Below are 20187 nucleotides of genomic sequence, written 5' to 3'. Positions count from 1 at the left end.
GGAGGAGCGCAGCGACGCGACGAAGGCGTCTCGAGGGCGCGGGCGTCGTCCCGTCCGCCCGCTCGGCGACCGGTCCGCCCGTGCGCGGGCATGCACGGCGTCGGACATCGTCGTCGACACGCCGGATGCGGCGCGGCCAGGTCGGCGTGTCCGGCTCGCGGTCTGATTCTGTGCCCGCCGGCTCGACACGACGCAACGCCGAACGCCCGCGACCCGGAGGGCTCGACACGGTGCAACGCGAGCGCCCCGCCGACCGAGGTCGACGGGGCGCTCGGGCATCTGTCCGCGGCCTAGCCGCAGGCAGCGGCTGCGTAGGAAGCGGATGCCTCGGCGCTGTCACCCGCGGCGGTGACGTCGACCGTCACGGTGCCGCCGGTGATCGAGCCCTGACGGGTCGAGAACGCGGCGGCGGTGCCGTTGCCGGGCTGCACGACCGCGATCGACTTCGAGCCGTACGTCGTCGACACCTCCAGCGCCACCGGCGCCGCGCCGTCGTTCGTCGCCTTGACCGTGAGCGTGACCTTGCCGGCGATGCAGCGCGTGTCGGCGGTCACGGTGACCGGAAGCACGGGGGCGGCGACGACGACGTCGGCCGTCACCGTGACCGCGGTCGAGCTGTACAGCGCCTTGCCCGGTGCGTTCCACGCCGTCGAGCCGCCGGTGCCGACCCACTGATTGGGGTTCGCGCCGATCGTGCGCACCGTGCCGGTCACTTCGTATGTGCCGGCCTCGGACGTGTCGACGTCGGACAGATCCCACGTCACGGGCTGCGACGCCGTCCCTCGACCGTAGGCGAGCTCCACGTCGGCTTCGGCCGGCAGCTCCGCGCGCACCGCGTCGGACGTGCTGTCGGCCTCGACCTCGACGGCGCCCAGGTCGGTCACGACGGCGGTCGCGGCATCCGCTTCACGGATCTCGTCGTACTGTGCCTTCGTGAGCCCGACGATGCCGCCGTGCTTGGTGCTCGGCGCCATGAAGAAGCTGCTGCTCACGAGCTGCGTGAAGCCGGCGTCGAGGTCCGTCGTCTCCATCGGACGGTATCCGGTCGACGGGATGACGTCGACGTAGAGGTACCACTTGTCCTCGCCGTGGCGCTGGAAGACCGCGGGGCCCTCCACGCCGCCGGCGTTCCCGCCTGCCCACACCGCGCCGATGCGCGTCTGCAGCTGCGTCCATGTCGCCGCGGGCTTCCACCACTCCGCCGCCGGCGTCGACTCGAGGTAGATGCCCTTGCCGGCCGAGTTGTCCTTGGTGATGCGGTAGGTCTTGCCGTCGTTCTGGATGATCGTCGTGTCGATGGTGTTGCCGCCCGCATCGATGAACACCCCGCCGTACTCGTACGACTCCTGGCTGAAGTCCGGCGTCGCGCCCCACAGGATGCGGGAGTACGACGATCCGGTGTGCTCGGCGTTCGCGTACACGTTCGACGACCAGTACACGACGAACGCGCCGCTGCCGTCGGGGTAGTAGTCGTCGACCCACGTGGCCTCGGGCGCCCACGCCATGCCGAACTCTCCGACCTTCGCGCCGTCGGACAGTGCGACGTCGAACTGTCGCAGATCGCTCCACGTCACGAGGTCCTTGGACTCCCAGACGTTGAGCTTGGTGCTGCCCTTCGAGCTCCAGTGGCACCACTCGGTGCAGCCGGTCACGCCGCGGTCGCCGCCGAAGACCCGCAGATCGGTGGCGATGATGTAGTACGTCTCGGTCTCGGGGTTGTAGGTCAGGTAGGGGTCGCGGATGCCGGTCGTGCCGAGGTCGGACGCCAGGATCGGCCGGCCCGCGTTGAGCGGGTCCCACTGCTCGGGGTCGTCGCCGCGCGAGACATCGAGGTAGATCTTCTCGGCGTAGCCCGCGGAGTCCTCGATGAAGTGGACCATGGCGTAGCCGAACGCGTCCTCGGCCGCAGCCTCCGGCTGCACCGTGACCGGGACCTGACGCGTCGCGGTCGCGCCGCGCACCGTGGCGGTCGCGGTGAGCGTGGTCTCGAGCGGCTGCCCGCCCGCCGCGGGCTGCTCGGCGGTGGCCGTGACGCCGTCGGCGCCGATCTCGATCGCAGGATCGCCGGACGACCAGGTCACGCGTCCACCGTAGGTGGGGAGGGTCGTGACGGCCTCGTCGAACGTCACGGCGGCGACCCCGTCGGCGACGGTCTGCGCCGCCTGCTGGAACGATGCGGCATGGATGGCGGCATCCGCCACCGACACGTCGGTCACCTCGGCGGCCGTGAGGGCACGGTCGTACACGCGGAACGTCGACACCTCGCCCTTGTACATCGGGTCGGGGTACGGAGCCCGGCCGATCGCGTTGAGCGTCTGATCGGTGATGGATGCCGGGGTCAGGGTCGTGCTGGTGCGGGCGACCTGCACGCCGTCGACATAGAACGTGATGTGACCGGCCGCGCCGTCGATGACCGACGTCAGGCTGTACCAGCGGTCGGCATCCAGAGCGGCGCCGGAGCGGGCGTTGACCTCGCCGCCACCGCCGTTGGTCGTGATCGTCGTGCGAGGGTTGTCGCGCACCGAGGCGAAGTAGTACTGCGTCGTCGAGTCGCTGCCGATGTTCCAGAGGAAGTTCCAATTGCTCTTCATGGTCAGGTCGAGCTTCGTCTCGATCGTGACGGTCGCCGAGGTCTTGCCGCTGAGGATGTTGTCGGGCAGGCGCACCCAGTTCGCGCTCGCGCTCGTCTTCGCTCCGCCCGCGAGCACCAGAGATGATCCCGTCCACTGCGCGTCGGTGCCGTTGACGACGGCGGCGGCGGCACCGCCGCTGACGCGGTTCGGGATGCTGGCACCCGCCGTCTGATCGAAGAGGTACTCGGCGAGAAGCCCGGAGGTGGGTGCCGCGGCGGTCGCGCCTGCCGCGGCGGCTCCGCCGAGCGGGACCAGCGCGGCGGTGACGAGCGCGGCGCCGACCAGAGCGGCCACGGCGCGGCGCCCGGGGCTGCGGCGTCGAGTGAGCGAGGCAGATCGAGGCGTGGGGTTCACTCCAGCTCCTTTGCTGTGCGCGGCCGGGTCGAAGCACGAGAGTCGTGCGGGAGGCGCGGGGGAATGTTAGCGCTCACTTCGCGCTCGGGCAAGGGTTGTCCTTCCTTTGCCCCGATGCTTGACACGCGCGGTAGTGCGCGCTAACAATTGTCCCAACCCATCTGATAGCGCTAACAGCAGCGCGCGCGATGGGACAGGACGAAGGGGCCCTGACCATGGCGAGGAAGCACACGCTCTCACGGGACGCTGCGACGGCGGCAGACGCCGGGGGCGGCGCCCGCGTGCACAAGCTCCGCAAGGCGGTGGCGCTCGCCACCGCGACCCTCCTCGCCGCCGGCGGTCTGGCGTTCGTCGCCCCCGCCGCGGCGCTCGCGGCGCCCCTGTCCATCGAGTCGGCGAAGGTGCTCGACCTCCGGTTCGACGGTGACCTCGCCGACACCAGCTCGAACGCGGCCGCCGTGACGATGCAGAAGGGATCGGCGGCCTACGGCACGGGCGTGCGCGGGCAGGCGTTCAACCTGAACGGCACGAACGCCATCCGTCTCGGCACCGCCGCGTACCTTCAGCCGGCAGACCTCACCGTGTCGTTCTGGTTCAAGCCGAACGCGACCATGACCGGTGAGCAGGTGTTCGCGTGGAGCAAGCTGCCGTACAACTCGGCCGGCTGGTACCTCACGTCGGAGAGCGACGCGTCGCCGCTCGTGCTCTCGGTGGGTCCGGCATCCGGCCAGCCCTACAAGGTCGCGGTCGACACCGCGCGGGCGGGCTTCTTCCCGACAGGTCAGTGGACCCACGTCGTCGTGACGTACGACAAGGCGACCAAAGGCGTGACGTTCTACCGCAACGGCGTCCGCCAGATCTCGACCGTGAAGAACGCGGCGACCGGCACCGCCACCGGCGTGATCACGGGCGAGAGCACGACCGTGAAGACGCTCGGCTACAACGGGCCGCAGTACAACGGCGCGCACGTCAACGGCCTGCTCGACGACTACACGCTGTACAACGGCGTCGCCACGGTGGCGGATGTCGTCTCCCTCACACAGCAGGGCGACCCGGCGTTCGATCCCTCCACCGTCGCGCAGAGCGCACTCGACGGTCTGTCGGTGCCCTCGAGTGTCGCCGCCGACTTCGGACTCCCGACCGATTCGGTGAACGGCTCCACCATCGCGTGGGAGTCCTCCGACAGCGACGTCATCTCGATCGAGGACGGCGCGGCGTCCGTCACGCGGCCCGACTCGTCCGACGCGACGGTGACGCTCACCGCGACGGCGACCTATGGAGGAAGTGCACCCGTGACGAAGACCTTCGAGGTCACCGTCCCCCAGGAGGGCGCGTCGACCTCGATCTATCTCGAGGAGACCCAGCTCAGCGAGGTGCTGCTCGAGGACCCGTACCTCATGAACAGCAACGAGAAGATGATCGAGTACCTGCTGAGTCTCGATCCCGAGCGCTTCCTGTACTCCTTCTATACGCAGGCGGGCCTCCCCACGACGGCGCAGCCCTACGGCGGGTGGGAGCGCACCAGCGGCACCCGCTTCCAGGGGCACTTCTTCGGCCACTACATCTCGGCGCTCTCGCAGTCGTATGCGACGACGACCGACGCCGCGATCAAGGCCCAGCTGCTCGCCAAGCTGACGACCGCGGTCGACGGGCTCGACCGCGCCCAGAAGGCGTACGCACTGCTCGACCCGGCGAACGCCGGCTACGTGGCGCCGTTCGCGACGAGCGTGCTGCCCAGCGGCGGCTCCGGGCTCCTCGTCCCGTTCTACAACCTGCATAAGGTGCTGGCGGGGCTCCTCGACGCCCACCAGCAGGCTCCCGAGGCGGTGTCCGCCAAGGCGCTCGCCGTCGCGAGCGGGTTCGGCACCTGGGTGCGCGACTGGGCCGGGCGTCAGGCGAACCCCTCGAGCATCCTGGCGACCGAGTACGGCGGCATGAACGAGGCGCTGTACGAGCTCTACAGCATCACCGAGAACCCGGTCCACAAGCGCGCGGCCGAGTACTTCGACGAGGTCACGCTGTTCCAGCAGCTCGCCGCCGGGCAGGACGTGCTCAACGGCAAGCACGCGAACACGACCATCCCGAAGCTCATCGGCGCCCTCAAGCGCTACACCGTCTTCACCGACAACCCGCACCTCTACGCGACGCTGACGGCGGCGGAGAAGAGCAGTCTCGGGATGTACCGCACCGCGGCGGAGAACTTCTGGCAGATGGTGGTCGACGACCACACCTACGCCAACGGTGGCAACAGCTACTCCGAGCACTTCCACGCGCCCGAGACGCTGTACGAGCACGCGACGAGCGGAACGACGTCCGGCTACGGCGAGAACTCGACCTCCGAGGGCTGCAACGAGTACAACATGCTCAAGCTGTCGCGGGCGCTGTTCCAAGTCGACCCCGACGTGAAGTACGCGGACTTCTACGAGTCGACGTACATCAACACGATCCTCGCGTCGCAGAACCCCGAGACCGGCATGATGACGTACTTCCAGCCGCAGACGGCGGGGTACGCGAAGATCTTCGGCCGTCCGTTCGATGAGTTCTGGTGCGACCACGGAACGGCGACCGAGAGCTTCACCAAGCTCGGCGACTCGATCTACTTCCGCAAGGGCTCGTCGGTCTACGTCAACATGTTCCGCTCGTCGGAGCTGACCTCCGAGGAGCAGAATCTCAGGCTCAGCCAGACCGCGGACGTCCCGGCCGACGACACCGTGACCTTCTCGGTGGATTCCCTCGACGGCGGCGCGCTCGCCGACGGCACGACCCTTCGGCTGCGCGTCCCCGCCTGGGTCGCGGGAACGCCGACCCTCACGGTGAACGGCGAGGGTCGGGATGTCGCGTCCCTCGAGTCCGACGGCTACCTCGCGGTCGAGGTGGCCGCGGGTGACGAGATCACCTACGTGCTCCCGGCCGAGGTCGCCGTCGACGACGGCACCGAGAACCCGAACTGGGTTGCCTTCACGTACGGCCCGGTGCTGCTGGCGACGGAGCTCAACCGCACCAACGTCGACGCGTCGTACGTCGCCGGCGTGCTCGTGCGCATGAGCCAGGCCGACAAGTCCGTGAACAACAACATCGTCACGGCCGACGCCGAGGCGTTCAAGGCCGGCATCGCCGACAACCTGGTGCGCATCGCCGACGGCGTGAACGCCAACGGCATCGAGACGATGCGGTTCAAGCTGCAGGGTGTGGATGCGGCATCCGAGGCCCTCACCTTCGAGCCGTACTACTCGCTGTACGACGCACGCTATGCGACATACATGAACCTTGCACAGCCCGACTCCGCCGAGGCGCAGGCGCTCATCCGCAAGGGCAAGGAGCAGCTGCGCATCGACGAGACGACGATCGACTCGCTCACGTCGTTCGACAACAACAACAGCGAGGCCGACAAGAACTACGAGTTCAACAAGTCCGGCGTCGGCGTCTGGCTGGGCGAGGGATACCGCGACGGCCAGATCGCGACCGACGCGTACTTCCAGTACGACATGATCGTCGATCCGACGCTTCCGAAGAACTACCTCGGGGTGCGCTACTTCGGGGGAGACAACGGGCGCACGTTCGACGTCTACGTCAACGACGTGCTCCTCAAGCACGAGCGTGTGACCAACGCCAACGGAGCGACGAGCTTCTACATCCAGTACGACGAGATCCCGGCGGCGGTGCTGGACGGCATCGAGGCGACCGACAGCTACAAGCGGAACCAGAACGGCGACTACGTCCTCGACGAGGACGGCGAGAAGATCCCGGTCGTGACGGTGCGCTTCCAGGGCAACGGAACGAGCTACGTCGGCGGGGTGTTCGGCGTCTACACGACCTCGAAGACGACGTACGGGACGGATGCCGATCTCACCGGTCTCTCGTTCGAGGACGGTGTGCTCGCCCCGGCGCTGACGGACGGCGTCTACGCGTACACCGCCACCGTGCCCGAGGACGCGACGACCGCCACGTTCGACGCCGATCCCGCTGTTCCGAGCGGACTGGTGTTCGTCGGCGACATCCTGATCGACGACACGCTGCCGCGGACCGTCGCGCTCGCGGAGGGCGATGCGCCCACGGTGCTCACTCTCCGGGCGACCGCGCAGGATCACACCACCACGGCGACCTACCGCATCGAGATCGTGCGGGAGGATCCCGCTCCGCCGCTGACGGTGACCGCCGTCGCCTCGGCACGCTGCGTGGCGGGCAAGGCGGTGCTGACCGTGCAGGCGTCCAACGCGTCGGACGTCCCCGTGGCGCTGACGATCTCGACCGCGTACGGCTCGAAGCAGATCGCGACACTCGCTGCGGGCAAGACCACCGCGGCGGCATTCACGACGCGCACCGCGTACCTCGCCGCGGGAACCGCGACCGTGGTCGGGTCGGCGACGGTCGACGGTCAGGCGGTCTCGGTGACCTCGACCGCCGCCTATCCCGTGCTCAGCTGCGGATGATGCGGGATCGAAATATCGAAAACCATTTCGGTACTTGTTCCCGCTAACTGTTCCCGGTAACATTCACTACGAGCCAGGCGATCCGATGTCGGATCACGAGCAAAGGTGCAACATGCTCAGAACGTCCTCCTACCCGTCGAGGCACGGTGTCGCGGTCCACGCGTCCGCAGCCTCGTCGCGCACGGTGACGCGTGGGGCGGACCGGCACCCGGCGGACACCGATTCGGAGCCCCGCTTCGCATCGTTTCACACCCTTTGGTACATGGGGCGATCGGCGACCGCCGATGCTCCGGCGAGACCCGACGGCCGGACAATCCGGTCACTCGCAGATTCGGCGCGGCAGGGATGCCGGCCGGGGAATGGAGAGAACCAATGAACAAGCGAGGACTGTTCGCGCGCACCGCAGCCGGTGCACTCGGCGGGATGCTGCTCCTCGGCGTCGCGGGTGCCGCGATCGCCGATGAGCTGGGCAGCGACGACGTCGACGTCAATGTCAACATCGAAGCCCTCGAGCCGGTCGGAGCGCTGACGATGAGCGTCGGCGCCGACACGACGGCGCTCACCGAGGTCGACTCGGGTGACCCCGAGGTCCGCCAGTTCAACGGCGTGCTGCCGACGGTGACCGTCACCGACGACCGCGAAGAGGTCCCGGCCGACACGTTCTGGTACGTCACCGGCCAGTCGTCGTCGTTCACGGCCGCCGGGGCTCCGGCCATCGGCCCCGAGCACCTCGGCTGGACGCCGGCGCTGACGAGCGACGACAGCGACGGCGACGTCGCCGCGGGCGAGCAGGTCGACACCGTCCTGGACGAGGGCCCCGACGCCGTCGGTCTCGTCGCGGAGGAGCTCCTGGCCATTGCGCCGAACTACGGCGAGCTGCCCAGCGGCTCGTGGTCGGCCAACGCGGACCTGTTCCTCAAGACGCCGGTCGACGTCGCGCCGGGCGCCTACCAGGCGACCATCACGCTGACGCTGTGGGAGGACGCCCTCCAGTAAACCTGCAGTTCGTGTTGAATCGGGTCGGGGCCGTGATCTCACGGCCCCGACCCTGACGTCTGGATCCCACCACCGTGTCTCATCTGACCCCGCGCATCGGCCGGGCCGGCCGCGCGATGCTCGCCGCCCTCCTCGCTGTCGCGTTCGCCTCGGGCTCCGCCGCGTCGGCGACCGCGGCCGACGACGCGGACGACCCTTCGACGATTCGCTGGTCGGTCACGCCGGCGGACGAGTCGGGTCCCGACGGCCGCACCGCGGTCGAGCACGACATCGACCCGGGCGACTCCGTCGACGACCACTTCGCGGTGCGCAACGTCAGCGATGTCGACGTCACCTTCCGGCTCGCCGCGGCCGACGGGTTCTACACACGCGCCGGCCGCTTCGACATGCTTCCGGCCGACCAGGAGTCGGTCGATTCGGGAACGTGGATCTCGCTGCCCGACGAGGTCGCCGTACCGGCGGGGGAGACGGTCGTGATCCCCTTCGAGATCACGGTGCCCGACACCGCGGAGCCGGGCGACCACGCAGCCGGCATCACCGCGTCGATCCTGTCAGTGCAGTCGGGAGACGACGGCGCGAGCGTCGGCGTCGAGAGCCGCGTCGGCTTCCGCGTCCTCACCCGGGTCACCGGCGAGATCACGCCGGCCGCCGCCGTGGAGTCCCTCGTGGCCGGCTACTCGCTGTCGTGGAATCCGCTGCGTCCCGGCGAGATGACGGTGACCTTCGACGTCGTGAACGAGGGCAACACCCGGCTGATCGCCGAGGGCGTGGTCGAAGCCGGCGGGCAGCAGGCGGCCTTCCCCGCCGAGGGCGAGATCCGCCAGGAGCTCCTGCCCGGCGACACCCGCAGCATGGCCGCCGTCGTCGACGACGTGTGGCCGCTCTTCCTGGTGCCGACGAAGGTCGTCCTCCGCCCGATCGTCGTCACCATGGACGGTGAGACCGCCACGATGACACCGGTCGTGGCCGAGGTCGTCGTGTGGGCGGTGCCATGGCCTCAGCTTCTTCTGCTCGCGGGCGTCGCCCTGGTGATCGGCGCGATCGTGTGGGGCCGCATCCGCTCGCGTCGTCGGCTCGACGCGCTCCTCTCCGACGCGCGCGAGGCCGGCCGCCGTGAGGCGGATGCCCCGGTGGACGCCTCGTGAGGGGCATCCCGCGTCTGCTCGGCGGAGCGATCCTGTTGATCTCGCTCTCCACGTTCGCGGTGCCGTCGCCCGCGTCGGCGGATGAGCCCGACGCGGATCCCGAGGGCGTCGCAGTCACGGTCGTGATCGCTCCGCTCGAGTGCACCTCGCGATGCCACCCCGAGCATCCCGGCCACCCCGGGCATCCCGGGCACCCGGGGCATCCCGGTCACCCGGGCCACCCCGGTCACCCGGGGCATCCCGGTCACCCGGGCCATCCGGGCCATCCGGGCAATCCCGGCAACCCGGGCACCCCCGGAAACCCGCCGGGAAAGCCGGGAAAGCCCGGTAAGCCCGGCAACCCGGGCAACCCCGGAAACCCGCGACCTGGCAGTGGCTCGGCCCCCGGCGCGAGCGGCGAAGGAGGCGAGCAGCCGGTCGGCTGGATCATCGCCGGTGGCGCGGCTGCGGCTGTGGCCGCGGTCGGCGGCGCCTCCCTGGCGCTCCTGCGGTCGGCGGGGCGTCGCCCGTGAGTCGCGTCGGCACGGCCTACGATGTGGTCAGCATGAGCGAACGAGGTGAGCGGCAATGTCCGAACAGGTGACACGGGGCTGGCAGCGGCCGAGCATCTACGACGTGGCGAAGCAGGCCGGCGTCTCGCACATGACCGTCTCGCGCGTGCTGAACGGGCATCCGAACATCCGCGAGTCCACGCGCGAGCGCGTTCTCCAGGCGATCGACGAGATGAACTACACGCGCAGCTCGATCGCGCGTGCTCTCGCCACGCGGCGGGCGATGCGCATCGGCGTCCTCGTCGACAGTCCCGTCCAATGGGGCCCGAACAGCACCCTGCGCGCCATCGAGAGCGCCGCCCGCGACGCCGGCTACGCGATCAGTGCGTTCTCGATCTCCGACGACGAGGAGTCGCAGATCGACACCGGAGTGGTGGAGCTGGTGACCCAGGGCGTCGACGCACTGTGCGTCATCGCCCCGCGCGCCTCGTCGCTCGACATGCTGCGCCAGCAGAGCACCGGTCTTCCGACCCTCGTGATCAAGGCCGAGCCGGATGCCGAGATGCACACCGCTGCGGTCGACCAGCGCGCCGGTGCCATGGCCGCCGTGATGCACCTGATCGAACTCGGCCATCGGTCCATCGCGCACCTCTCCGGTCCCCTCGACTGGTACGACGCCCGTGCCCGGGAGCAGGGCTGGCGCGACGCCCTCGCCGACGCCGGGCTCACGATCGCGCCTCCGGTGGTCGGCGACTGGACGTCGGACTACGGCTACACGTTCGGCAAGACCTACGATTTCGCCGACGCGACCGCCGTGTTCGCGGCCAATGACCAGATGGCGCTCGGCCTCGTGCACGGCCTCTCCGAGCGGGGGCTGCGGGTCCCGGACGACATCAGCGTCGTCGGTTTCGACGACCTGCCCGACGCCCGGCACTTCCTGCCGCCGCTCACCACGGTGCGACAGGACTTCGCTGCCCTCGGCGCGCTCGCGCTGCAGATCATCATCTCCGCGATCGAGGGTGACGACATCGCGGAGCACGACATCATCGAGCCGCGGCTCATCGTCCGCAGCTCGACCGCGCCGCCGCGGGCCTGAGCGACGCCACGCCCCGCGCACCGGGTGAGGACGTTCGGCGTGCGCGCGCGGGGGATGTTGCCGCTCACGGCCGCGTGTTAATGTTCGCGGTAACGGAGAAGTAACGAATCTCGCGAAATGAGTTGCGCGCAGGGATGTTAGCGCGCACAATGGATTCGCACACACCCGAGAGTGTCCCGCTGGGGCACAGGGACTTCTCCCCGACCGAGAGCGTCGGGGAGTCTCAAGGAGGAGAAGAGATGGCAAACAAGAAGCGGATGCTCGGCCTGATCGGCTTCGTCGGCGCTGGGGCGCTCGCGCTCGGTCTCGCCGGCTGCGCAGGCGGCGGCGACGGCGACACCGGCTCCGAAGGCAGCGGCGACGGCGAACTCACCACCGTCGGCTTCGTCGCGGTCGGCCCCGAGGGCGGCTGGCGCGACGCCAACGAGCAGGCGATCAAGGACGCGTTCTCCGAGGACGCCGGCTTCGACCTGAAGTACGCTCCCGCGGCGAGCCCGACCGATCAGAAGTCGCAGCTCGACGCGTTCGCGACGTTCGTGAACGACGAGGTGGACGTGATCCTCCTCACCGCGACCGAGGCTTCCGGCTGGGACGACTCGCTCGCGCTGGCCCAGGAGGCCGAGATCCCCGTCATCCTGCTCGACCGCGGTGTCGACTCCAGCGACGACCTCTACGTCACGCGCATCGCTCCGGACAACGTGAACGTCGCCGGCACCGTGGGCGACTGGGCTGTCGAGACGTTCCCGGAGGGTGCGAGCTACTTCACGCTCGAGGGCGTCCCCGGCCTCTCGGTCGTGAACGAGCGCAACGAGGGCTTCGAGGCAGCGATCGAGGGCAAGGACGGCTGGAACAAGATCGGCGCGCAGACCGCCAACTGGACCGCTGACGAGGGCAAGTCGGTCATCGAGACCGTGCTGAAGGAGAACCCCGACCTCCAGTTCGTCTTCGCCCAGAACGACGAGATGGGCATCGGAGCGGCTGCTGCCGTGACGGCCGCCGGTCTCACTCCGGGAACCGACGTCAAGATCGCCACGATCGACGGCACCACGCCGGCCCTCGAGGCGCTCGCCGCGGGTGAGCTGAGCTTCGTCGCTCAGTACAACCCCTTCTTCGGCGACCTCGCCGTCGAGGCCGTCAACTCCGCGCTCGCGGGCGACAGCGTCGAGAAGACCATCATCGTCCCCGGTGAGACCTTCGACTCGCCCGAGGCCGGCCAGGCCGCGATCGACGACGGCAAGGGCTTCTGATTCGACTCAGCCTCGACGAGACGAGAAGTGATGCGAGCGGGGGTTGCCGTTCCGGCGGCCCCCGCTCGTGCTCGTCTCCATCCAGCACGAGCTCCCCGCAGCAAAGAGGAATGAAGCAGCCATGATCGAACCGATCGCGATCGTCGAGGTCCGCAACGCGTCCATCACCTTCCCAGGAGTGAAGGCGCTCGACGACGTCAGCTTCCGGCTGCTTCCCGGCGAAGTCCACACGCTCATGGGCGAGAACGGCGCCGGCAAGTCCACCCTCATCAAGGCGCTCACCGGCGTCTACCAGATCGACTCCGGCGAGATCGTCGTCGCCGGGCAGGTGCGGCACTTCAACGGCACCGCCTCCGCGCAGGACGCGGGTATCTCCACCGTCTACCAGGAAGTCAATCTGTGCACGAACCTCACCATCGGTGAGAACGTCATGCTCGGGCACGAGGTGCACGATTGGACCGGCATCAATTGGCGCAAGACGTACGCTCGCGCCCGTGAGGCCCTCGCCCGCATGGGTCTCGGCGACCTCGACCCCCGCGCTCCTCTTTCGTCGATCTCCATCGCGATCCAGCAGCTCGTCGCCATCAGCCGCGCAATGGTCACCGACTCCAAGGTGCTCATCCTCGACGAGCCGACCTCGAGCCTCGACGCTCACGAGGTCGAAGTGCTCTTCGACGTCATCCGCCGGCTCCGCGACCAGGGTGTCGCGATCCTCTTCGTCTCGCACTTCCTCGACCAGGTGTACGCGATCAGCGACCGCATCACGGTCCTGCGCAACGGCGCCTTCGTGGGCGAGTACCTCAAGCGCGACCTCGATCGCACGCAGCTCATCTCGAAGATGATCGGCAAGGACTTCGAGGCGCTTCGAGCCCTCGGGTCCAACAGGCAGACTCAGCAGCGCGACCGCACGGTCACGCCGCTCTTCGCCGCCGAGGATCTCGGTCGCAAGGGAGCGATCGAACCCACGGATCTCGAGATCCACGCCGGCGAGGTCGTCGGATTCGCAGGGCTCCTCGGGGCCGGGCGCACCGAACTCGCCAGGCTCATCGCCGGCGCCGACAAGGCCGACACGGGGACGACCCGGCTCCGCGGCAAGAAGATCTCGCTGAACTCTCCCGTCGCGGGCCTCTCCCACGGAATCGCCTATTCGACCGAGAGCCGTCGCGACGATGGCATCGTCGGCGATCTGAGCGTCCGCGAGAACATCATGCTCGCCGTCCAGGCCCGCCGCGGCTGGCTCCGTCGTGTGCCCGCTCGCGAGGTCGACCAGCTGGTCAAGACCTACATGGAGCGCTTCAGCGTGCGGCCGAACGACCCCGACCGCCCCATCCGTCTGCTCTCGGGCGGCAACCAGCAGAAGGTGCTGCTCGGCCGGTGGCTGGCCACCGATCCCGATCTGCTCCTTCTCGACGAGCCGACCCGCGGCATCGACGTCGGCGCCAAGGCCGACATCCAGGAGACCGTGGCCGAACTCGCCGAGGGCGGGATGAGCGTCGTGTTCATCTCCTCCGAGCTGGAGGAGGTCGTCCGCCTCTCCGAGCGGATCGTCATCCTCAAGGACCATCAGAAGGTGGGAGAGGTCATCAACGGGCCGGAGGTCACGGCCGAGAGCATCGTCTCGGTCATCGCCACCGAGTCGGGCGATGAGGCAGAGAAGACCGCCGAGGCCCTCGCCGAAGAGGTCGCCGCGGGAGAGACCGCAGCCAACCAGGAAGGGAACGCGTCATGAGCCGCGTCAAGATCGCGCTGCGCACGCCCTGGTTCTGGGCCATCGTCGGCATCGCGGTGCTGCTGCTGATCAACTCGATCAAGAATCCGGCATACCTCGCGATCAGCGTCAACCCGACGACCGGGATGCTCACGGGCAACGTGCTCGACATCCTGCGCGTCTCGGCGCCGATCATCATGATCGCGCTCGGCATGACATTCGTGATCGCGACGGGCGGAATCGACCTCTCCGTCGGCTCGATGATGGCCGTCGGCGGAGCGGTGGCGATGCAGACCCTCTCGGGCATGGACGGTTCGACGCCGGTGGCGGCGATGCTGACGGCGATCGGCCTCGCGCTCGCGCTCACGATCGTCCTCGGCGCGATCAACGGCTTCCTGGTCGCAGTCGTCGGGCTGCAGCCCTTCATCACCACGCTGATCATGATGCTCGCCGCGCGCGGCATCGCGCGCGTCATCACGAGCGGGCAGAACACCGACGCCACCAACGAGCCGTTCCGTCTCCTCGCGAACGGACAGATCCTCGGCATCCCGACGAGCTTCGTGCTCGCCATCGCGATCGTCGTGCTCATCGCCCTGGCGATGCGCCGCACAGCGCTCGGACTCATGATCGAGTCGATCGGCATCAACCCGCACGCGAGCCGGCTCGCAGGCATCCGTCCTCGTCCCATCCTGATCGGCGTGTACATCCTCTCGGCCGCGCTCGCCTCGGTCGGCGGTCTGTTCAGCGTCTCGGAAGTGATGACCGTGAGTGTGGGCGGCACCGGGAACCTGATGGAGCTCGATGCGATCCTCGCCGTGGTCATCGGCGGCACATCGCTCGCCGGCGGGAAGTTCTCGATCGTGGGCTCCACGGTCGGCGCGCTCCTGATCGCGACCCTCAATAAGACCGTGCTGTTCCTCGGCATCCCCGCCGCGGCGACGCCGGCGTTCAAGGCTCTCGTCATCATCGTCCTCGTGCTGCTGCAGTCCGAGCGGGTGCGCTCGTGGGCACTCGGGCGCACGAAGTCGCCGGGCACGCCCAGCCCGCCCGCTCCGCCCGCAGCGGAACAGGCCGCACCCGTCTCGAACGAGGTCGTCGCATGAGCTCTTCACGCACGCTCGCCGAAGCAGTTCCGCCCGTCCCCGACCTGCCGGAGAGCAGGAACACCGCCAGCGCCGCTCGCCTGTCACGACTGTGGGAGCGCAATCAGACGCTGATCCCCACGCTCGCCGCACTCGTGCTGCTGTTCGGAATGCTCATCTACGCCGAGGTCGCGTACGGCAGGGTCTTCCACGCGGGAACCATGTCGAGCCTTCTCATCAGCTTCGCGCCGACGATCATCCTGGCTGTCGGCATGACCATCGTGATCGTCTCGGGCGGCATCGACCTGTCCGTCGGCGCGGTCGTCGCGTTCAGCTCGGTGGCGGGCGTCATGCTCATGAACATCGGCATCAACGGCTGGGTCTCGATGCTGCTCATGATCCTGTTCGGTGCGATGTTCGGCGTGATCGCGGGCGTCATGATCCAGTACTTCAACGTGCAGCCGTTCATCGCGACGCTCGCGATGATGTTCCTCGCGCGCGGACTGGCCTCGATCCTCTCGACCACGCCCGTGCAGGCGCCCGAGGACTCGCCGATCCACCTGCTCGCCACGGACTGGAAGATCCTCGACGGGCCCAAGGTCAACGACCTGACCGTCACGCCCGGGCTGCTCATCGCCGTGCTCGTCGTGATCGGCGGCATGTTCTTCATGCATCGCAGTCGCAGCGGGCGCACGGTCTACGCGATCGGCGGCAGCGAGTCGTCGGCGGGACTGATGGGTCTGCCGGTCGCACGGACACGCGTGGGCATCTACATCATCTCGGGCGCGCTCTCGGGTCTGGCGGCGATCGTCTACACGGCGGAAGTCGGCGGCAAGGCTCAGAACGTCACCGGCATCGGCTGGGAGCTCGACGCGATCGCAGCCGTCGTCATCGGCGGGACCCTGCTCACGGGCGGCTACGGCTATGTGCTGGGCTCGGTCGTCGGCGTCTTCGTGATCGCGGCGCTGCGTCTCATCATCACGAAGGACGGGACGATCAACCCCGAGTACCTCACGATCATCACAGGCGCCGTCCTGCTCGTGTTCGTACTGCTGCAGCGCGCGCTGACGCGGCGAAGGGCGAGCTGATGGCGGCCCTCACGCCTGAGGTGCAGGCATCCGTCGACGCCGTCCGCGAGGACGTGGCGAAGCTGCACGGCGAGCTGGTCCGGTACGGCCTGGTGGTGTGGACCGGCGGCAACGTCTCGGGCCGCGTACCCGGCGCGGACCTGTTCGTGATCAAGCCGTCGGGCGTCTCGTACGACGACCTCGCGCCCGAGAACATGATCCTCTGCGACCTCGACGGCAACGTCGTCCCGGGCTCGCCAGGGAGTGACCGCAGCCCGTCGAGCGATACCGCGGCGCACGCCTACGTCTACCGCAACATGCCCGCCGTCGGGGGAGTGGTGCACACCCACTCGACCTACGCGGTGGCGTGGGCGGCGCGCGGCGAGGAGATCCCGTGCGTGATCACGGCGATGGCCGACGAGTTCGGCGGCCCGATCCCGATCGGCCCGTTCGCGATCATCGGCGACGATTCGATCGGCCGCGGCATCGTCGAGACACTGTCCGGCCACCGGTCGCGCGCCGTGCTGATGCAGAACCACGGCCCGTTCACGATCGGCACCTCCGCGAAGGACGCGGTCAAGGCCGCGGTCATGGTCGAGGACGTCGCCCGCACCGTGCACTTCGCCCGTGAGGCCGGTCCGCTCATCCCGATCCCGCAGGAGGCGATCGACAGCCTCTACGACCGCTACCAGAACGTCTATGGCCAGAGCGGGGACGAACGGCGATGACCGAACAGACGCAGACGGCCCCGGATGCCGCGGCCGCCGCGATCGTCGCGGGTCGCACCGCGCTCGGCATAGAGCTCGGGTCAACACGGATCAAGGCGTGCCTCGTGCTCGCCGACGATCCGTCCACCGTCCTCGCAGTGGGCAGCCACGAGTGGGAGAACCAGTTCGAGGACCGGGTCTGGACGTACGCGCTCGACGCGGTGTGGGCCGGCCTCCAGGCCGCGTTCGCCGACCTCGCCGACGACGTGCAGGAGCGACACGGAGTCACGCCGACCACGTTCGGCGCCATCGGGATCTCGGCCATGATGCACGGGTACCTCGCGTTCGACGCGGAGGGCGAGCTGCAGGTTCCGTTCCGCACCTGGCGCAACACCACGACCGGCCGCGCCGCGGGCGTGCTGTCGGAGCTCTTCGGCGTGAACATCCCGCTGCGCTGGTCGGTCGCGCACCTGTACCAGGCCGTGCTCGACGAGGAGCCGCACGTCACGGACGTGCGCTTCCTGACGACGCTGGCCGGGTACGTGCACTGGCGCCTGACGGGCCGCAAGGTGCTCGGGGTCGGGGACGCGTCGGGCATGTTCCCGATCGACGCGGCGACCAACGACTACGACGCACCCATGCTCGACAAGTTCGACCGTCTCGTCTCCGAGCGGGCGTTCGGGCTGCGCGTCTCGGAGCTGCTGCCCGTCGTGCTCGTCGCGGGCCAGGCTGCCGGCGAGCTCACCGCGGAGGGTGCGGCGCTGCTGGATCCGACCGGCGCGCTGCAGCCGGGCATCCCGCTCTGCCCGCCCGAGGGCGACGCGGGCACCGGCATGGTCGCGACCTGCTCGGTCGCACCGCGCACCGGCAACGTCAGCGCCGGTACGAGCATCTTCGCCATGGTCGTCCTCGAGCGACCGCTGGAGAACGTCCACCACGAGCTCGACCTCGTCACCACCCCGGCAGGCGATCCGGTGGCGATGGTCCACTGCAACAACGGCGCGAGCGAGCTCGCGGCGTGGGTCGGTCTGTTCGGCCGCTTCGCCACGGTGAGCGGCGGCCAGCTGGGCTCGGACGACGTCTTCGAGGTGCTCTTCCGTGAGGCCCTCGACGGAGATCCGGACGCCGGCGGACTGATCGCGTACAACCACCTCGCCGGCGAGCCGATCGCCGGCATGTCGGAAGGGCGGCCGCTCTTCGTCCGCACGCCCGACAGCCGCCTGACGCTCTCCAACTTCATGCGCGCGCAGATCTACGGCGTGTTCGGCACGCTTGCACTCGGCATGCGTGTGCTCCAGGGCGAAGGGGTCGAGCTCGACCGCATGTTCGCGCACGGCGGGATGTTCCGCACCGCGGGGGTTGCGCAGCGGTTCCTCGCCGGAGCGCTCGACGCGCCCGTGGCCGTCGGTGAGACGGCATCCGAGGGCGGCGCGTGGGGGATCGCCGTGCTGGCGGCCTACCTGTCCGCGGCATCGGAGACCGACCTCGACGGCTTCCTGCGCGAGCGCGTGTTCGACGGCGCCGAGTTCCACACGGTCGAGCCCGACCCCGAAGACGTCCCGGGCTTCGCCGCCTACCTCTCGCGCTATCGCGCCGGACTCGCCATAGAGCGAGCCGCCGTGCAGGCGCTCTGACCCAGACCTCCCCCCTCCCCGGAAAGACCCAGAAGGAACCTTCATGACCCGTCAGCCACTCGCCACCTCGCTCGATTCGTACGAGGTGTGGTTCGTCACCGGCAGCCAGAACCTCTACGGCGAGGAGACGCTGCGTCAGGTGGCCGAGCAGTCGCAGGCGGTCGTCGACGGCCTGGCGGGGCTGCCGGTGAAGATCGTGTGGAAGCCGGTCCTGAAGGACTCCGACTCGATCCGCCGTCTCGCGCTCGAAGTGAACACCCGAGACGACGTGATCGGCGTGATCGCGTGGATGCACACGTTCAGCCCGGCGAAGATGTGGATCGCGGGTCTCGACGCGCTGCAGAAGCCGCTGCTGCACCTTCACACGCAGGCGAACGTCGAGCTGCCGTGGGCCGACATCGACTTCGACTTCATGAACCTGAACCAGGCCGCGCACGGCGACCGGGAGTTCGGCTACATCCAGACCCGCCTGGGCGTGGCGCGCAAGACCGTGGTCGGTCACGTGTCGAACCCGGTGGTGCGGCAGCAGGTCGAGGACTGGCAGCGCGCAGCCGCCGGCTGGACCGCGTCGCGCACGCTCAAGCTGGCCCGTTTCGGCGACAACATGCGCTACGTCGCCGTCACCGAGGGCGACAAGACCGAGGCCGAGCTGCGGTTCGGCGTGCAGGTCAACACGTGGGGCGTCAACGAGCTCGTCGAAGCGGTCGAGGCCGCCTCCAACGCCGACATCGACGCACTCGTCCAGGAGTACGTCGACGCGTACGACGTGGCCGACGAGATGCTGCCGGGAGCCGCGCGCCACCAGTCGCTGCGCGACGGCGCCGCGATCGAGCTCGGCCTGCGCTCGTTCCTGGAGGAGGGCGGCTTCGGCGCGTTCACGACCTCGTTCGAGGATCTCGGCGCGCTGAAGCAGCTGCCTGGTCTCGCCGTGCAGCGGCTCATGGCCGAGGGCTACGGGTTCGGCGCCGAGGGCGACTGGAAGACCGCGATCCTGGTCCGCGTCGCGAATGTCATGGGCTCCGGCCTCCCCGGCGGCGCGAGCCTCATGGAGGACTACACGTACGACCTCGTCCCCGGTGCGGAGCGCATCCTCGGCGCGCACATGCTCGAGGTCTCGCCGTCGCTGACCACCGCGAAGCCGCGCCTCGAGGTGCACGAGCTCGGCATCGGCGGCAAGGACGACCCGGTGCGCCTGGTCTTCACCGCCGACCCCGGCCCCGCCCTCGTCGTCGCGATGAGCGACATGCGCGACCGCTTCCGCCTCGTCGCCAACGTCGTGCAGAACGTCGACGCCCCCGATCTGCCCAAGCTCCCCGTCGGCCGAGCCGTGTGGGAGCCCGCACCCGACTTCGCCACCTCGACGGCGTGCTGGCTCGCCGCCGGCGCCGCGCACCACACCGTGATGACCACCGCCGTGGGCATCGAGGTGTTCCGCGACTTCGCCGAGATCGCCAAGACCGAGCTCGTCGTCATCGACGAGGACACCACCGTCCGCGGCTTCCAGCGCGAACTGCGGTGGAACCAGGCGTACTACCGACTCGCTCAGGGCCTCTGAGCGGGGCACGCACCACCAACCCGACCCGAGGGGGGTTCTCGC

13 protein-coding genes are annotated in these 20187 nt (G+C 69.1%); 12 read left to right on the top strand and 1 reads right to left on the bottom strand.

Annotation, left to right across the window (positions count from 1 at the left end; translation table 11 throughout):
* Window positions 1-290 precede the first annotated feature (290 nt).
* The gene (locus EER34_RS03495) at window positions 291-2987 is read right to left on the bottom strand and encodes a LamG-like jellyroll fold domain-containing protein (RefSeq protein ID WP_127473167.1); all 2697 of its coding nucleotides are present in this window, start codon (window positions 2985-2987) and stop codon (window positions 291-293) included.
* A gap of 215 nt (window positions 2988-3202) precedes the next feature.
* On the opposite strand from EER34_RS03495, the gene EER34_RS03490 reads away from it, so the two are divergent.
* The 12 genes from EER34_RS03490 to araA all read left to right on the top strand — a co-directional run bounded on the left by EER34_RS03490 (window position 3203) and on the right by araA (window position 20145).
* A complete protein-coding gene (locus EER34_RS03490) occupies window positions 3203-7417 on the top strand; it encodes a beta-L-arabinofuranosidase domain-containing protein (protein ID WP_127473166.1) in 4215 nt (1404 codons plus the stop codon).
* A gap of 372 nt (window positions 7418-7789) precedes the next feature.
* The gene (locus EER34_RS03485; protein WP_127473165.1) at window positions 7790-8413 is read left to right on the top strand and encodes a hypothetical protein; all 624 of its coding nucleotides are present in this window, start codon (window positions 7790-7792) and stop codon (window positions 8411-8413) included.
* Window positions 8414-8487: 74 nt separating this feature from the next.
* Window positions 8488-9558, top strand: a complete 1071-nt coding sequence (locus tag EER34_RS03480; protein ID WP_240642097.1) for a DUF916 domain-containing protein — start codon at window positions 8488-8490, stop codon at window positions 9556-9558.
* Entirely contained in the window at window positions 9555-10070 is a 516-nt protein-coding gene (locus EER34_RS17605) for a hypothetical protein (RefSeq protein ID WP_205791336.1), read from the top strand. Before EER34_RS03480 ends, EER34_RS17605 begins: the two co-directional genes overlap by 4 nt.
* 55 nt (window positions 10071-10125) lie before the next feature.
* The gene (locus EER34_RS03470; protein WP_127473164.1) at window positions 10126-11145 is read left to right on the top strand and encodes a LacI family DNA-binding transcriptional regulator; all 1020 of its coding nucleotides are present in this window, start codon (window positions 10126-10128) and stop codon (window positions 11143-11145) included.
* Between the two features lie 239 nt (window positions 11146-11384).
* Window positions 11385-12392 (top strand): substrate-binding domain-containing protein, encoded by a 1008-nt coding sequence (locus EER34_RS03465; protein WP_127473163.1) that lies wholly within the window; start codon window positions 11385-11387, stop codon window positions 12390-12392.
* A gap of 121 nt (window positions 12393-12513) precedes the next feature.
* Window positions 12514-14121 carry a sugar ABC transporter ATP-binding protein gene (locus EER34_RS03460; RefSeq protein WP_127473162.1) on the top strand — a complete coding sequence of 536 codons (1608 nt, stop codon included), beginning with the start codon at window positions 12514-12516 and terminating at the stop codon, window positions 14119-14121.
* Complete coding sequence (locus EER34_RS03455) at window positions 14118-15203, top strand: ABC transporter permease (protein WP_127473161.1); 1086 nt, start codon at window positions 14118-14120, stop codon at window positions 15201-15203. Before EER34_RS03460 ends, EER34_RS03455 begins: the two co-directional genes overlap by 4 nt.
* Window positions 15200-16270 carry an ABC transporter permease gene (locus tag EER34_RS03450; RefSeq protein WP_127473160.1) on the top strand — a complete coding sequence of 357 codons (1071 nt, stop codon included), beginning with the start codon at window positions 15200-15202 and terminating at the stop codon, window positions 16268-16270. The genes EER34_RS03455 and EER34_RS03450 overlap by 4 nt, the downstream gene beginning before the upstream one ends.
* Window positions 16270-16977, top strand: a complete 708-nt coding sequence (locus EER34_RS03445) for an L-ribulose-5-phosphate 4-epimerase (protein WP_127473159.1) — start codon at window positions 16270-16272, stop codon at window positions 16975-16977. Before EER34_RS03450 ends, EER34_RS03445 begins: the two co-directional genes overlap by 1 nt.
* Window positions 16974-18590 (top strand): xylulokinase, encoded by a 1617-nt coding sequence (locus tag EER34_RS03440; protein ID WP_127473158.1) that lies wholly within the window; start codon window positions 16974-16976, stop codon window positions 18588-18590. The genes EER34_RS03445 and EER34_RS03440 overlap by 4 nt, the downstream gene beginning before the upstream one ends.
* Before the next feature lie 43 nt (window positions 18591-18633).
* Complete coding sequence (gene araA / locus EER34_RS03435; RefSeq protein ID WP_127473157.1) at window positions 18634-20145, top strand: L-arabinose isomerase; 1512 nt, start codon at window positions 18634-18636, stop codon at window positions 20143-20145.
* Window positions 20146-20187: the final 42 nt, after the last annotated feature.

Source organism: Microbacterium sulfonylureivorans, from assembly GCF_003999995.1.
GTDB classification, from domain to species: Bacteria; Actinomycetota; Actinomycetes; order Actinomycetales; family Microbacteriaceae; genus Microbacterium; species Microbacterium sulfonylureivorans.
The sequence above is the reverse complement of the archived record's forward strand: the minus strand, read 5'-3'. Positions and strand labels throughout refer to the sequence as shown.